The organism is Streptacidiphilus sp. MAP12-16 (assembly GCF_041262165.1).
Lineage (GTDB): Bacteria > Actinomycetota > Actinomycetes > Streptomycetales > Streptomycetaceae > Streptacidiphilus.
Window position 1 is genome coordinate 121,198 of the sequence record NZ_JBGCBY010000020.1, and the last position, 14,653, is coordinate 135,850.

The window sequence follows — 14,653 nt, forward strand, 5'->3', positions numbered from 1 at the left end:
CAGGAGCTCGGCGGCGCCGCGTCCCAGCCAGCTTCATGGCTACCGCTCCCGGACGGTGTAGGTCAGGTGCGTCACCCTCGGGGAGGGCTCGGCGCGGACCGGCTGCAGGGCCACGCGGGACGCGTCCACGCCCTCGAACAGGCGGATCCCGGAGCCGAACAGCACGGGTGACAGCGCGATCGAGAACTCGTCGATCAGGCCGGCGTTCACGTAGTCCAGGATCGTCGCGCCGCCGCCCGCGATGCGGACGTCGCGGTCGCCGGCGGCCTCGCGGGCCAGGTCGAGCGCGGTCTCGATGCCCTCGTTGACGAAGTGGAAGGTGGTCCCGCCCGGCCGCTCCCAGGGGTCACGCTTCTCGTGCGTCACGACGAAGACCGGCGTGTGGAACGGCGCCTCCTCCGGCCACGCCTGCTCGCCGAGGTCGAACATGCGCTTGCCCATCACGCTCGCGCCAGTGCGCTCGAACGTCTCCCTCGCGATGTCGTTGTCCCGTCCTTCCTCGCCGCCCTCGCCGAGCTTCAGGTTCTCCCGGAAGAACCGCTGCGGGAAAATCCACTGCTGCAGTTCCATCCACTGCGCCGTCCAGCGCTGCACGTCCGGGGCGTCCGTGCGCTCCTCGGGCGCGATGAACCCGTCCAGCGACATCGACACGCTGAAGAACACCTTCCCGGCCATCAGCCCTCCGCTCCCTTCCGGACGATCTCGGTGACGTAGGCAGCCAGGTTGCTCAGGGTCTGCCGGCCGCCCTCGATCGCGTGGTACTTCTCGACAGCCTCGTCGCGCAGCTCCTTGGTGAGGAACACGGTGCGCATCTCGATCCGGGTCGCCGCGCCGTCCGGCGCGAAGGTGAGGGTCGACTCGAAGGCGTTGGGGTCGCCGCGGGACTCACCGTGGCGCAGCGCGATCCGCTCCGGCGGGGCGATCTCGGTCCAGGAGATCCACTCCTGGTAGTCCGTCCCGTCCGGTCCGTGCATCATGAAGTCCCACTCCCCGCCGACGCGGAACTCGAACGCCCGCGTGGTGGTGGTGAACCCCTCCGGCCCCCACCACCGCGACAGGTGCCGGACCTCGGTGAACGCCTCGAACACCAGCTCCCGTGGGCCGTCGATGACCCGGGAGATGACGATCTCGCGGTCGTCCGTCGCGGACTTCATCGGCGCTCCTCGTCCCGTCGCTCTCATCAGCTACTCCTCCTGCCTTGCCTGCTTCAGGTCCTGCACGTACGCGCCCAGCCGGTCGAAGCTCTCGTTCCAGAATCGTTCGAACCCACCGGTCCACTCGTGGACCGGTCGCAGCCCGCGGGCATCAAGGCCGTACAGGCGCTGCTTGCCTGCGTTGCGGTCCCGCACCAGCCCGACCTCCCGGAGTACCCGCAGGTGTTTGGACGCGCTCGGCTGGGTCATCCCCAGCTCCCGGGCCAGCTCGGTCACCGGCCGCTCACCCGCCCGCAGCAGCAGCAGGATCTCCCGGCGCTGCGGCTCGGCGATCGCGTTGAAGACATCTGACGTCGTCGCTGCTCGTGCCATGACCGCCATCATATTCCGATATCGGCATGCGTCAAGCCGGGGGGAAATCAGGCGAGTCCTGTCAGACGACGATCGTTCCTCCGCGGCTTCGCCGCCGCGACGATGGCTGGAAGCGCTGGCTCATCGTCGAAGGCACCGCACACAGCGACTTCTCCGACCTGCCCGTGCGCCGTGTCCGGACGCGCCCGCCCATCGTCGGTCGGTCACCGATGCCATCGGCCGGATCCTGCGGCGCTACCTGGAGGATGGGACATCCAAGCGGACGTTCGCATACCTCACTCGCAGATCTGGAGCAGGTGATTCCCGATCGCTGTCCGAACTGGCCACGCGTGGTCGCGTAGCCGCCGCTACTACGTGCCGCACGGGATGACACGGCAGTCCACCCGGCGAATGGTGGTCTCGTAGGCGACCTCATGGCTGGTCCCTGGCAGCCCGGGTGGCCCAGGCAGCCGTCCGGGGACCGGCGCAGGCACGCGAGTGCCACGCGAATGCCACGGAACATGGCACGACCGGCCGCCATGTCAGCCGGGCCGCACCGCGTGGCCCCGTCTCACCGTCAGCATCCTTGGCGGTCGCGCCGGCCCGGGCCGGCGCGACCGCACACGATGGGAAAGAGGAGAGCAGATCATGACTTCACAGGCACCCTCATTCACCGTGGTCCTGGTCCATGGTGCCTTCGCCGACGCCTCCAGCTGGGCCAAGGTCATCGACCGGCTGAGCCAGGCGGGCGTCGCCTCGGTAGCGCCGAGCAACCCGCTGCGCGGACTGACCGCCGACGGGGAGTACACCGCGAGCGTGGTGTCCCAGATCGACGGGCCGGTCCTGTTGGTTGGGCACTCCTACGGAGGCCCCGTCATCACCTACGCCTCCTCCAAGGCCGACAACGTCAAGGGCCTGGTCTACGTCGCCTCCTTCGGTATCGACAAGGGCATGTCCACCCTCGGGTCGAACGCGGCGTTCGCCCCGGCCGAGCTGGACTCCTCCCTGCTGCCGAAGGCCTTTCCGCTGGGCGACGGAACCGGGACCGAGTTCTACATCCAGCCCGAGCACTTCCACTCGGTGTTCTGCGCGGACCTGCCGGCCGAGCAGGCCGCCATCATGAACGCGACCCAGCGACCGGCGACCGACACGGCTTTCGGGGAGCCGCTCGCTGTGGAGCCCGGCTGGAAGAACGTTCCCAGCTGGTTCGTGGTCGCCGGGGCTGACCACGCCATCAACCCGGACGCGGAGCGGGCCGCGGCGCAGCGGGTCGGGGCGACCGTGACCGTGGTCGAGGGCGGCTCCCACGCCATTGCCCTCTCGCGCTCGGACGAAGTGACCCAGGTGATCCTCACCGCCCTTCAGGCCGTCGCGAAGTGAGCACGACCGGGGGAGGCCGAGAGCCTCTCCCGGCAGTAGTCCACGGCAGCGGGTGCGCGGGCCCCGGTGAGGGGCGTTTCCACCGCAACCGCGCGGAGCCGACACGTTTCCGCCGAAGCCGCCCGGAGCCGACAAGGGCCCTCGGACGGTTGGGTCGAGGACACGCGAGCCCCGGGCGCGGTCGCTCGAACCCACGTCGCTCGCAGGTCCACCAGGTTTCCCAGCTCCACAACTGACCGGCCTGCCCGGCACAACTGACCGGCCTGCCCGGCCCTCCCCGGCGGGCGGCGACACGGGGGGCGACCCGGCGGGCGGCGACAGCCCGCGCCCGCGGGCCCAGCTGCCATTCCGACGGGAGCTACCAAGCGGCGGCCGCACCGCGGCCAACCCGCCGCGGATCCCGGTCTTCAGCGGCTCCGGGCCGTGGCGTGGTAGTCGACGGCCCGGATGCACCCGTGGATGTGGTCGTTGACCACGCCCACGTTCTGCATGAACGCGTACACGCTCGTAGGCCCGATGAAGCGGTAGCCCTGAGACTTCAACCGCTTGGAGAAGGCCTCCGCGTCCGGCGTGACGGTGGGCAGTTCGGCGAGGGATCGGGGTGCTCGCTTGCGATCGACCTCGTAGGACTTGGCGAGGGCCGGGAGGTCAGGCGACGCGGACAGCATGGTGCGCGCGTTCTCGATGGTGGCCTGGATCTTGGCGCGGTTGCGGATGATCGAGGGGTCCTCCACCAGCCGGTCGACGTCCCGGCCGGTCATCGAGGCCACCTTGGTGACGTCGAAGCTGCGGAACGCCGTCTGGAACGCGTCCCGCTTGCCGAACACGATCCGCCAGCTCAGTCCGACCTGGAACAGGCCGAGGGTGAGGGCCTCGAACATCGCGGACTCGTCGTGGGTGCGGGTTCCCCACACCTCGTCGTGGTAGCGGGCAAGCGCGGTGTCGCCCGTCCCGGCCCAGTCGCAGCGCGGCTTCCCGTCGTATCCGATGACTACATCGCTGTCCATGCGATCCTCCAGCGTCCTGTTCCCGTCCTGTTCCGCGGCTGATGGCGCCCCCGCTGGCACTGCTTCCCCTTCAGGTTCCCATCCAGGCGCGGGACACGGTGCGGTGCGCAGGCCCAGCTGGGCGCAGCGATTGCGGCCACGTAGCCGCCCGGCCCGGCTCCCAGGACGACGACGTCGAAGTCGGAGTCGGGGTTCATGGCTCCACCTCACAGCTGTTCGGGTCAGTCTGTCGGTCGCCCGCTCAGGTCGCCGGGTACAGCAGGTCCAAGGGCCCGGACAGCGCGGCACGGACCCGCCGTGCGGCCTCGTCGACGAGCACCTCCGGCTCGTCGCGCTCGATCGCGTCCATCGTCTTGGCGGCCACCTCGGTCGGCGCCGCCTTCGGCGCGTTCACCCCCACGGTGGCGTCGGTGTCCACATAGCCGACGTGAACGCCCACGACCAGCGTCCCCTGCTCGCGCAGGCCGACACGCAACGCGTTCGTCAGTGACCACTCCGCGGCCTTGGACGCGGCGTAGCCCGGGAATCGGTTGTTCGCCCTCCACGACGCCACCGACAGCATGTTCACCAGGGCTCCGCCACCGTTTGCGGCGAGCACGGGCGCGAACGCCCGCGAGACGGCCCACACGCCCAGGTAGTTCACCTCCATCTCCCGCCGCGCGCCCTCGAACGAGCCGTCCAGCAGACCGGGCCCGGCCTGGATGCCGGCGTTGTTGATGACGATGTTCGCGTCGCACGCCAGTGCCGCGGCCTCCTCGACCTGGCCGTGGTCGGTGACGTCGAGTCGCACCGGTTCCAGCCCGGGCAGGTTGAACTCCACGGGCTGGCGGACCCCCGCGTACACCTTGGCGGCGCCCCGGGCCAGCAGGGCGCGCGAGAAGGCGAGCCCGATCCCGCGGTTCGCACCGGTCACCAGGGCGACCGCTCCCTCGATCCTCATCGTCCGACACCTCGTTTCACGGGTTGCTGCGTGTTGTCGTCGCCGGCGCCGGTCTGCGGGACGGCCCCTGCTGTGGCGGCGGAATCCCGGTGCAGCTCGGTGAAGGCCTGGCGATCGCGGGAGCTGACGTGCGTGGCAGCGCGGTCGGGTCCGGGCTGCGGCGCCGCGGGGCTGGTGGGCCGGTGGCCCCGTTCCAGAGGTCAGGCCTTGGCCAGCAGCTCGCGAACGTGCTGGACGAGCTCCTCGTTGGTGTAGGAGTGGCCACCGATGCCCCAGCCTCCGGGGACCGCCTCGGTCAGGGCCACCCAGGTGCGCTCAGCCAGCGAGGGGTCCCCAGCGGCGGATGCGACCAGCTCGGAGATCTCCTTGACCAGGCCGAGCTGCTGCTCACGGTTGAGCGCGCCGGCGTTGGTGGTAACGGCGACCCGCACGTGGTCGGTGCTGCCGCCGGCGCTGGAGAAGCTCTCCGCGTCCAGCTCGTGGACGAAGGCGGCCGTGTTGTCCGTGAAGAACGGGATGACCGGGACCTTCTCCCAGCGCATGATCGCCTGGGCGAGCTCCTGGGCCAGCGCCTTGCGGTCCTTGATCAGACCCTTGGCGGCGTAGACGTCGATCATGGGCATGCGATCAATCCTCGCTGTGCGATGTGAACTGGATGGTGAAGCGGACTTCGCCGTGTAGCGAGCATCCCTCACGTGGGCGACCAAGAGATCCCGCAGCGCACGTAGTCCGCGCGGACGGGTGCGTAGGGCCCGCGCTGTGAGGTCAACAAGACGGCCCGGATCCCTACGGGCCATCCGACAGGTGCTCGATCTTGCGTCCGGTGGCGCCGGCCGCGTCGCGAACGAAGGCAAGGTTCAATCATCGGACCAAAGCGACTTCGTGTGGTTCCATGACGGTGTGTTGCCAAGTACCTACGAGAAGCAGGACTGCTCGCTCGCCCGTGCCTTGAAGTCGTGGGGGAGCGTTGGACCTTGCTGGTCATGCGTGACGCCTTCTACGGCGTCCGCCGCTTCAACGACTTCTCCGCGCACCTCGACGCGCCGCGAACCGTGTTGAGCGCGCGGCTGTCTGCCCTGGTCAAGGCGGGCCTGCTCGAACGTCGGCCTGACCCTCAGCACGGCGGGCGCCACCTGTACGAGGTGACGGACAGGGGAAAGACCCTGTGGCCGCCCCTGTACGCCCTGCGTTCCTGGGGCGAGTCCTACGCGGCCGACGACCGCGAGCCCCGCCGGGTGTTCACGCACGCGTCCTGCGGCCAGCCGCTCGACGCCACCGCCCGCTACGCTGCATGCGACGTGGTCCCGGAACCGCAGGACGTCATAGTGATGCCCGTGTGGCTTCCGAGCAGGACACCGTGGAAGGGATCGTCGCCGAGATGCTGAAGCTGCACGGAGACCGGGACAACCCGTACACCCTGTGGCTCTCCGCCCGCCGGATCGTGGCCACTCGCGGATAGACCAGTTCCCCCAGTACGGAGAACGTCGACGCTACTGGCCGGCCAGGCGACATGGATGCTCCGAAGCGACCCACTGCCTGACGGCGCCGTCCGCCCGGCGTGTGCACCAGCAGATGCAGCAGGATCCCACCACGGCTGGGCAAGATGGACGAGACCAGATCCCCTGCTCCGGCCAACCGGGCAGGGCATCACTCTTCGGCACGAGGACGACGTCGCGTGGATGAGCTGTTCGGGCGGAACGACGAATGCACCGAGCTGCGTGCCGTGCTCGATCGCGCCCGACAGGGAATGGCAGCAGCGGTCCTGCTGCGCGGCGAACCTGGATCCGGCAAGACCGCGCTCCTGGACTACGTCCACCGCACCGCTGACCCGGAGTTCGAGGTGATGCGGTTCGACGCCGTCGAATCGGAGGCGGAACTCAGCTACGCCGGGCTGCATCAACTGCTGCTGCCGCACCTGGGACGCATTGCCAAGATCCCCGAACCGCAGCGCAAGGTCCTCGGCCGGGTGTTCGGGATGGAGCGGGCCAGCGCGCCCCCGGACCGCTTCCTCGTCGCCCTGGCAACGCTGGCCCTGGTCGGCACCAGAAGCGACCCCCGGCCGCTTCTGGTCCTGGTCGACGACGCTCACTGGATCGACCGGGAATCCGCCGAAGTCCTGATGTTCGCAGCTCGCCGCCTGTACGCGGACTCCGCCGCGATGGTGTTCGCCGCCCGGGAGCCGGGCGGCCGGACTGATCCGCTCGCGGACCTGCCCACACTCGCCGTGGACAGGCTCACCGCCGATGCGGCCGCACGGCTGCTGGAATCCGCCGTCGGCACCGCCGTACACCCGGATGTCAGCGCGCGCATCGTCGCCGGGACGGGCGGAAACCCGCTGGCTCTCATCGAGGTAGCCCGAGAACTGCGACCGGAGCAACTGACCGGTGAGGTCCCCCTGCCCGATCCAATTCCGGTCGGCCACGCCCTCGAACGCGGATACCTGCGCGAGGCGATGACGCTGCCACCCCGGACACGCACGCTGCTCCTGACCGCAGCGGCAGACCCCACCAACAGCCCCACCCTGCTGTGGCGGGCCGGCTCCGAACTCGACTTCGACGCGAGCGACGCCGCCGCCGCCGAAGAGCGCAACCTCCTGATCGTCCGCGACAACGTCAAGTTCCGGCATCCGCTGATTCGTTCAGCGCTCTACTACGGCGCCACCCTCGCCGCGCGCGTTCAGGTCCACGCCGCGCTCGCCACCGCCACCGGAGACCTCGGCAACGCCGACCAACGCGCCTGGCACCTGGCCGCAGCCGCCACCGGGCCCGACGAAGCGGTGGCCGCCGAACTCGAACTCGCCGCCGCGCGGACCCGGGACCGCGGCGGCTGGACCAGCGCGTCCAGCCTGCTCGCTCGCGCGGCCGTACTCACTCCCGCCTCCCCAGACCGGACCCGACGCCTCCTGCAGGCGGCAGAGGCCAGCGTCGTCGCCGGATCCCCGGGCCTCGCCCAGGCACAGCTCGACGAGGCAAACGCCCTGATCAACGACCAACGTCAGCGCGGGATGGCGCTGCGCGTGCAGGCCCGCGTCCACCGGCTGGCCGGCGCGCCCGGCGAAGCCACCGCCGCCTTGCTCGCGGCAGCACGGGAGTTGGGCCCGACCGACATCCGCACGGCCCGCGACATCCTGGTGGAAGCGCTGGTCCAGGCGCAGATCAGTGAGTCCCTCGCTCCTCAAGGTGCCACCCGCCTCAGCGTGGCCGAGGCCGTCCGATCCCTCCCTCTACCCCCAGGGGAACCTGTCCGTGCCGGTGACCTGATGCTCGAGGCCGACACCGCACTCCACCTGGAGGGGCTCGACCGCGCCACACCGCTCCTCAAAGCGGCCATCACGGCCGCGGCCGGCGAGCAGGCGACGGCTCCGGAGTTCTTCCAACTGCTGGCCGCTGCCTGCTTCCACGCCACCATGCTCGGAGACGACGTGACGTTCCACGAGCTCGTGCAGCGCATGGAGTCCGAAGCCAGGCACCAGAGCTCCGTCATCCCGCTCACCCTCGCCCTCAGCTACAACGCCCTGTCCGAACTCATCGCCGGACATCTGGCCCAATCGGAGCGCTACTTCGACCAGCGTGCCGCCTTGGAGGAGGCCCGCGGCTCCGAACTCCACCTCGGCACCATGCTGATCGCCGCCTGGCGCGGGCAGGCCGAGCCGACCGCCGAACTCCTGGACGCCGTTGCGGAGCACGCCACCCGGACAGGCCAGGGCTACCAACTGGTCTACCGAGACTACGCACGATGCATCCTCGCCCTCGGCCAAGGGCGCTATCGCGACGCCCTTCTCAGCCTCGAGCCCCGCATGGGGGACGGCTGCCAACTCAAGTTCGCGATCGTGGACCTGGTTGAGGCAGCCATCCGCTGCGGCGAAAACCGGAAAGCCGCGACCCTGCGCGAGGACCTCGCCCACCTCGCCAGGCGAACCCCGGTGCCGGGCCTGCTGGGCGACCTTGCCCGCGCACAGGCGGTGACCTGCGAAGTGGCACAAGAAGCGGAGCAGCTCTACCTGACGGCCATCGACCACCACGAGAACACCCGCGGACCGGGCCACCGCGCCCGCAGCCACCAACTCTACGGAGAGTGGTTGCGACGAGAGAAGCGCACCAAAGAGGCCCGACGCCAACTGCGGATCGCCCTCGACCTCTTCGACGCCATGGGCGCCCACGGTTTCGCCGCCCGCACCGCCCAGGAGCTGTCCGCAGCCGGAGACCCTCACCAGCCGCGGGACTTCCAGCACCGGGACGACGAACTGACCGCCCAGGAAGCCAGGGTCGCGCACCTGGCGGCGTCCGGGGCCACCAACGCCGAGATCGCCGCGCAACTGTTCCTCAGCGCCCACACCGTCGACTACCACCTGCGCAAGGTCTTCCGGAGACTCGACGTCCACTCCCGACGCTCGCTGCGCCAGCGCTACGGCCGCTGAGCCCTGGCATCGACAGCCGCACGGCCCCGTGCTGCAGCCACGACGCCGGGGGGGCGAGCCGATGGCGATCATTCGTTCGGGCTCGCTCCTGCGGCTCATGTGCGGGACGGGGAGTAGCGCCCCACCAGGCGATCTGCCATCAGATCTCGGCTGCGGACTGGCTCAGAAGGTGAACCGCGTGCCGATGCTGTTGGGCACGAAGGCCTCGCCAAATCGGGCGGCCATAGCGTGCTGGGCCCGCCAGCCGGTGCAGTGTGCGGGGACGAGCACCTGGGGATCGAGCAGGGCGAGGTCATCGAGCACACGCGGAATGAGGGGTTCGAACAGCGGCCCGTTGAGGTGGAACCCACCGAGCAGTGCGTGCAGCGGCTGCTCGCCGGTCAGTCGCCGGGCGTAGCGGCTGATGTTGACCACGCCGGCGTGGCCGCAGCCGGTGATCACGATCAGTCCCTTGCTGCGGACGTTGACGATGAGCGCTTGATCGTCGAGGACGAGCGGGTCGGGCTGCCAGACCTCATCGATCCAGGCCTGCTGGATCGGGAAGCCCGGCTCGTAGCCGCTGACGCGTGGCACCTCGCCGGTGATCAGGACGGATCGGTCGAGCAGGAAGCTTGGTTGCTGGTTCTCGATGATGTCGAAGCCGACCTCTCGCAGCGCGGTCGCGCTGGTGGTCGGTAGCTCGAAGGGCTCACGTCCGGGGAATACCGCGCGGCGACGGCGCCAGAAATGTGGATGGATGAGCACCGGCATACCGGTCGGGCCGAGGACGCGCAGCAGTCCGTCCAGGCCGGCGGTGTGGTCGAAGTGCCCGTGGCTACAGACGATCGCCTCGATCGAGGATGGATCGACGTCCAGGCGACGCATGTTCTCCACGACCCCGTCGGGGCTGGCACCGGCGTCGAACAGCACCCGATGCTCGTGCCCGGCTTTGGAGATGGTGACCAGCATCGAGAATCCGTGTTCGGCGATCAGGGCGTCTGGGACCTCACGGTCGGTCATCACCGAACATCGCCGAGCGGGCCGCGGCTGTGGGCCTACCCGGTGGGCCGGCCCCTGGTCGGGCATGAACAGATCCAACGAGTTGTCCATCAGCGTTGTCACCGTGACGGCATCGACCGGTTCGAGGTTGAGTACCTCAACCGGTCCCACGTCGTGCAGGAGTCGGTGCGGATTGTGCTGCGGAGATTCATCGACGCACATACCGTGCTCCTCGCGCAGGAAGTCGTGCCAGGCATTCTGACCGTACACCTCCTGGTAGACGCGCTGGCCGAGCCCGCAGCGGAGCCTCACCCAAATTGCCCATCTCGCAGCCCAGGTCGGCGCGACCAGTAGCGGGCAATCAGACTGAGGCGGTCAACCGGCAGAGGAACGCTGCGGCACGGTCGGCTTCGGGGAAGCCGGTCGCCGGGCCGATGGGGCTTTGGAAGTCCGCTTGTCGGCGTTGCGGATTCGGCCGATACGATCTGCGGAAGGCCCTGCCGTGCCCCTGGGCGGTAGGGCTGCCTCCATGTTCTGGGCGCGTGCACCGCCGGCGCGCAGGACATGGAGACCCAGGCCTGTCCTGTGCGCCGTGGCCGCGGTGCGGGAAGGCCTCGGGGCCTTGTTGGACAGGACCGGCTCCGGGCTCGGTGGGCGGCCGTCAGCTGGGGCTGTTCGCGCGCAATTTGGTGAGTTCGGTGGTCCAGAGGGTGGTGTGGGCGGTGAGTTGGGCGCGATCGTGGGCGGGTACGGCTTGCCTGTCGTCGCGGACCTGCATGCTCCTGCGCCACCAGGCGTCGTGGTCGTGCTCGGTGGTGGCGCTCTCTGCCAGGTGACTGTAGCGGGCGATGAGTTGGTTGGCCGTGGCCAGGAAGGCGTCGTACAAGGTGGCGGTGCTGGTGCCCGGGTCGGCTTCGTCGGGCTGCTGCGACACGGTCATGGCCAGCTCCTGCGGGATGGGCAACGGCTTCGGGGAGAGTCTTTCCGGAGTCGGCATCCCTGATGCCCCCGACACGCTGAAGGTCCTGGTATGCCCTCCCACGGGCTGGCCGCCCTGATCGCGGCTTCGACCTGCAGCACCCGTGCCGGCGCCGCGCGATGGACGTAGTCGTCGTCACGAGCTTGCTGCTGGCCCGGCTGCTGACCGACGTTGCTCGCACACGCGCGCTCACCTGTTCACCACCTCGCTCGCCGAACTGGTCGCGGCCGGGGCTGCCGGGCGAGGGGCGCGCTGCCCGGGCAGGCCGTGCTGCTCTGAATCCATCTGACCGGGCCTCACCGGTTGGAGGATCATCGTGAATCACAGATCTCGTGCTCCCGAGCAGGAACGGTAGACCGGCGTCATGACCAGGGAATCAGGGTTCGTCGCGCGGACCGGGCACGAGCTCGACAACGCGATCGGCGAAGGGCGACGGCAGCAGGTCGCGCAGGCATGGGAGTCGCTGCGACAGATCCGCCTCCTCACCCAGCCCGAGCATCCGGAGCTGCCCGCGGCCTGGGAGAGGAACCGCCTCCTCCAGGCCGTCGGCCTGGCCCTCGAAGCTGCCGACACCTCGTTCTGCGCGCTCGACGAGCACGGCGCCGTGGACCACACCGGAGTCCAGCTCACCTTGGACACTCCTGCGCTGGTGCGTGGGGTGTGGCGGCACCGGCGCGGGGAACGCCCGATCGACGCCGGCGACGAAGCACTCGGGCGCTGCGCCGAGATCCTCAGGCAGGCGGGCTGGGACGCGCTGCTCTACCGTGCCGGACGCACCCGCTACATCCTTGTCCAACCCCGCCGGGATAGCTGAATGCCCCGGCTGCCCGCAGCAGCGCTATACCGCTCGACCAGGCCAGATGATCAATTGCCACCGGCACGGCCGCCCTGGGACCGGATGGGCTCGTGCTCTGGGGAGCTGTGACCGACGGCCAGGTTGTTTTCGACCTGTTCGAGCCCGTCCAGTAGTGCCTTTTGCTGTGCGGGTGTCATCTGAGCGGTCGTGATCGCTTCGAGTCGCGCCCACAGCTGCTCCACCGAGCGTCGTAGTCCATTGCCGGCGGCGGTGGTCTCCACCAGCGTGGCTCGCCCGTCGTTCGGATCGGGCCGACGGCGGACGAACCCGGCCCGCTCGAGCCGTTGCACGGTGCGGGTCATCGCAGCCGAGTCCGTGTCGAAGACCACGGCGAGGTCCGCCTGCCGCTGGGGTCCGGTATCCCACAGGTGCATCAGGAGCAGTTCGTGGCCGGGGTGCAGTCCGACGGCCCGGAACAACTGCCTGGCGTGCATGACGTGAAGCCGCGTTACCCGGATCAGAGCGTTGCTTATGGGGCCGCTGCTGGCCGCGGTGGCGGAGGGGGCGCCTCCGCGTCCGGGCTGTCGTGAGGTCATGGATCATCCTAGCCGTTCTGCAGCTTCGGACCGGTTCGCGCCGGCTGGCGGGCCCCGCCGCGTGATGAGGAGTCACCGGCAGGTGTGAGTCGCTGCTGCAGCGCTGGAGCGTTCCGGGCAGTACTCGGTCTTGCGTCGGCAAGTTTGCTGTCCAGGTCACATAGGTTCTGCTGGGAGACCGATTTCCCATGGATGACAGCCTACACTCCTCAAAGTTCTCCGTCTCTCTGGAATAAAGTCCCGACCGCCAGCATTATGCTGTCTAGAACAGCTAATGGGCTCGGCCTCCTGTCGGCCTGTGCGGTGGAAGGACGTGATGTGGGCCAAATCGCCCTGCTGGCCGACGGCGCGATCCAGGTCGAGGCCTCATGGCCGCGGTCACCCGATCGGGCAGGCGCTGTCGCCGTTCGAGTCCCTGCGGTCGGCCCACACGATGAACAGTCCCGGTCGCTCCCCAGGAGTGATCTCGCGGCACGAGCCATGAGCTGGTTTCTCATCCCATTCAAGATCATCCGCAATCGATGTGAGGTAGAGCGATGAAGGCAATCCAGATGACCGAGCAGGGCGGCCCTGAGGTGCTGCGGCTGGTAGAGCTCCCCGACCCGCAGCCGGGGCCGGCCGAGGTACTGATCCGCGTGGAGTCCGCTGCGGTCAATTTCTCCGACGTCATGCGCCGCCGCGGCGACGTCTACCCGGCGGCCACGCCGTCGCCCTTCGTGCCGGGCGCCGAGGTGGCGGGCACCGTCGTCGCCCTCGGGCCCGGTGTGGACGGCCCGGCGGTCGGCACCAAGGTATTCGGTACCGTCGGTGCCGACGGCTCCGGCGGATACGCGGAGCTGGCGCTTGCCTACACCCCGAGCGTGATCCCGATCCCTGAAGGGCTCGGCTCCGACGCCGCGGCAGGGATCGTGGTCGCGGGACTGGCGGCGACCGTCGTCCTCACCGAGCTCATCGGGCTCGGAAAGGGCCAGAGCGTGTTCATCCCGGCCGCGGCCGGGGGCGTCGGCCAGTACGCCGTGCAGATCGCAAAGCTCCTCGGCGCCGACACTGTGATCGCGGGGGCCAGCACTCCGGCCAAGCGTCAGATCGCACTCGACCTCGGGGCCGACCACGCCATCGACTACACCCGGGATGACTGGCCGGAAGAGGTGCGGGAACTGACGGGCGGTGTAGGGGTGGACGGCGCGCTGGAGATGTCGGGCCCGGCCCGCCTGGCCCAGACGTTGCGCGCCTTGGCTCCGTTCGGACGTCTGGTCGTCCTGGGCTCTGTCGGTGGAACCACCGAGGGCCTGGACCCGGCCGCACTGGCTCCGCTGCTGTACGACCCGGCTCCCAGCCAGTCCCTGATCGGCTTCAACCTGGGCATCTGGTTCGAGCACCGCCTGCCGGAGGCGGGCAAGGCGTTGCAGCGCCTGGTGGGATGGGTCGCTTCGGGCGAGGTGCGCACGCCGGCGACTCAGACGCTGCCCCTCGCCGAGGCGGCCGAGGCCCACCGTCTTTTGGAGACCGGCCAGACCACGGGCAAGCTCATCCTCAAGCCCTGATCCGCCGGGCCGGCCCCTCCGCTGCGACCGGCTCCGGCCGTATCGGCCGGGCCGACCCTCGCTCCACCGACTGAGTGGTCGGCTCTCGAAGTCCTTCGGGGGTTGACCTGAGAGTCCGAGCCGTGCCGAGAGGACAGCGGCGATCTGGTGCTGTGCGGCGAAGGTCGGCACCCCCGTGCCACATCAGGAACATCCGCCTTCCGGTCAGACGGGCAGGTCTCCTGACGGTCACGCCGACATGGCCTGTCCACCGCCTTCGGCATCCTCCGCGCAGGCGGCGGCGAGGCTGTCCAGCGACAGCTCCAGCGCGTGGGCCAGGGCCGCCACGGTGAAGAAGGCCGGGGTCGGGGCCCGGCCGGTCTCGATCTTGCGGAGTGTCTCCGCGGACACCCCGGCCGCGGCTGCCACATCCACCATGCTGCGGTCGCCGCGGGCCTGGCGGAGCAGGGCACCGAACTGCTCTCCGCGTTGCCGCTCTCGCGGACTCAAAGGAACTCTCACCATACCCGTG

The 14,653-nt window shown here is 69.5% G+C and carries 15 protein-coding genes and 1 pseudogene; 5 read left to right on the top strand and 11 right to left on the bottom strand.

Going from position 1 to position 14,653, the window contains the following annotated elements:
- Positions 1-39: 39 nt before the first annotated feature.
- Genes ABIA33_RS25210 through ABIA33_RS25220 form a run of 3 tightly spaced genes read right to left on the bottom strand, consistent with a single transcriptional unit; the run spans position 40 to position 1,526 of the window.
- Positions 40-675, bottom strand: coding sequence for a dihydrofolate reductase family protein (locus tag ABIA33_RS25210; RefSeq protein WP_370084722.1), 636 nt, complete (start codon positions 673-675; stop codon positions 40-42).
- A complete protein-coding gene (locus ABIA33_RS25215; protein ID WP_370084724.1) occupies positions 675-1,154 on the bottom strand; it encodes an SRPBCC family protein in 480 nt (159 codons plus the stop codon). The genes ABIA33_RS25210 and ABIA33_RS25215 overlap by 1 nt, the downstream gene beginning before the upstream one ends.
- 30 nt (positions 1,155-1,184) lie before the next feature.
- The gene (locus tag ABIA33_RS25220; protein WP_370084725.1) at positions 1,185-1,526 is read right to left on the bottom strand and encodes an ArsR/SmtB family transcription factor; all 342 of its coding nucleotides are present in this window, start codon (positions 1,524-1,526) and stop codon (positions 1,185-1,187) included.
- A gap of 627 nt (positions 1,527-2,153) precedes the next feature.
- Between ABIA33_RS25220 and ABIA33_RS25225 the strand changes: the two genes are divergently transcribed.
- Positions 2,154-2,885: an alpha/beta fold hydrolase gene (locus ABIA33_RS25225; protein WP_370084727.1), complete on the top strand. Its 732-nt coding sequence runs from the start codon at positions 2,154-2,156 to the stop codon at positions 2,883-2,885.
- 407 nt (positions 2,886-3,292) lie between these two features.
- On the opposite strand, the gene ABIA33_RS25230 is transcribed toward ABIA33_RS25225, so the two are convergent.
- From ABIA33_RS25230 to ABIA33_RS25245, 4 genes and pseudogenes are all read right to left on the bottom strand, one after another.
- A complete protein-coding gene (locus ABIA33_RS25230; protein WP_370084775.1) occupies positions 3,293-3,892 on the bottom strand; it encodes a DNA-3-methyladenine glycosylase I in 600 nt (199 codons plus the stop codon).
- 78 nt (positions 3,893-3,970) lie between these two features.
- Positions 3,971-4,089: pseudogene (locus tag ABIA33_RS25235) on the bottom strand (FAD-binding protein); the annotation flags it as partial.
- Between the two features lie 44 nt (positions 4,090-4,133).
- Complete coding sequence (locus tag ABIA33_RS25240; RefSeq protein ID WP_370084729.1) at positions 4,134-4,832, bottom strand: SDR family oxidoreductase; 699 nt, start codon at positions 4,830-4,832, stop codon at positions 4,134-4,136.
- Positions 4,833-5,032: 200 nt separating this feature from the next.
- Complete coding sequence (locus ABIA33_RS25245) at positions 5,033-5,455, bottom strand: 4-oxalocrotonate tautomerase family protein (protein ID WP_370084730.1); 423 nt, start codon at positions 5,453-5,455, stop codon at positions 5,033-5,035.
- 333 nt (positions 5,456-5,788) lie between these two features.
- Here ABIA33_RS25245 and ABIA33_RS25250 point away from each other — a divergent pair, with 333 nt between their 5' ends.
- The gene (locus tag ABIA33_RS25250; protein ID WP_370084731.1) at positions 5,789-6,217 is read left to right on the top strand and encodes a winged helix-turn-helix transcriptional regulator; all 429 of its coding nucleotides are present in this window, start codon (positions 5,789-5,791) and stop codon (positions 6,215-6,217) included.
- Between the two features lie 290 nt (positions 6,218-6,507).
- Positions 6,508-9,249, top strand: a complete 2,742-nt coding sequence (locus ABIA33_RS25255; RefSeq protein WP_370084732.1) for an AAA family ATPase — start codon at positions 6,508-6,510, stop codon at positions 9,247-9,249.
- Between the two features lie 162 nt (positions 9,250-9,411).
- Here ABIA33_RS25255 and ABIA33_RS25260 read toward each other — a convergent pair whose 3' ends face one another.
- Together ABIA33_RS25260 and ABIA33_RS25265 are read right to left on the bottom strand one after the other, a co-directional pair.
- Entirely contained in the window at positions 9,412-10,539 is a 1,128-nt protein-coding gene (locus ABIA33_RS25260) for an MBL fold metallo-hydrolase (RefSeq protein WP_370084733.1), read from the bottom strand.
- A gap of 349 nt (positions 10,540-10,888) precedes the next feature.
- Positions 10,889-11,167 carry a hypothetical protein gene (locus ABIA33_RS25265; protein ID WP_370084734.1) on the bottom strand — a complete coding sequence of 93 codons (279 nt, stop codon included), beginning with the start codon at positions 11,165-11,167 and terminating at the stop codon, positions 10,889-10,891.
- A 403-nt stretch (positions 11,168-11,570) separates the two neighbouring features.
- Here ABIA33_RS25265 and ABIA33_RS25270 point away from each other — a divergent pair, with 403 nt between their 5' ends.
- The gene (locus ABIA33_RS25270; protein WP_370084736.1) at positions 11,571-12,020 is read left to right on the top strand and encodes a hypothetical protein; all 450 of its coding nucleotides are present in this window, start codon (positions 11,571-11,573) and stop codon (positions 12,018-12,020) included.
- Between the two features lie 50 nt (positions 12,021-12,070).
- Here the strand turns inward: ABIA33_RS25270 and ABIA33_RS25275 are convergent, their stop codons facing one another.
- Positions 12,071-12,598 (bottom strand): MarR family winged helix-turn-helix transcriptional regulator, encoded by a 528-nt coding sequence (locus ABIA33_RS25275; protein ID WP_370084738.1) that lies wholly within the window; start codon positions 12,596-12,598, stop codon positions 12,071-12,073.
- 536 nt (positions 12,599-13,134) lie between these two features.
- On the opposite strand from ABIA33_RS25275, the gene ABIA33_RS25280 reads away from it, so the two are divergent.
- Positions 13,135-14,142 (top strand): zinc-binding alcohol dehydrogenase family protein, encoded by a 1,008-nt coding sequence (locus ABIA33_RS25280; protein WP_370084740.1) that lies wholly within the window; start codon positions 13,135-13,137, stop codon positions 14,140-14,142.
- Between the two features lie 228 nt (positions 14,143-14,370).
- Here the strand turns inward: ABIA33_RS25280 and ABIA33_RS25285 are convergent, their stop codons facing one another.
- Complete coding sequence (locus ABIA33_RS25285) at positions 14,371-14,646, bottom strand: helix-turn-helix domain-containing protein (protein ID WP_370084742.1); 276 nt, start codon at positions 14,644-14,646, stop codon at positions 14,371-14,373.
- Positions 14,647-14,653: the final 7 nt, after the last annotated feature.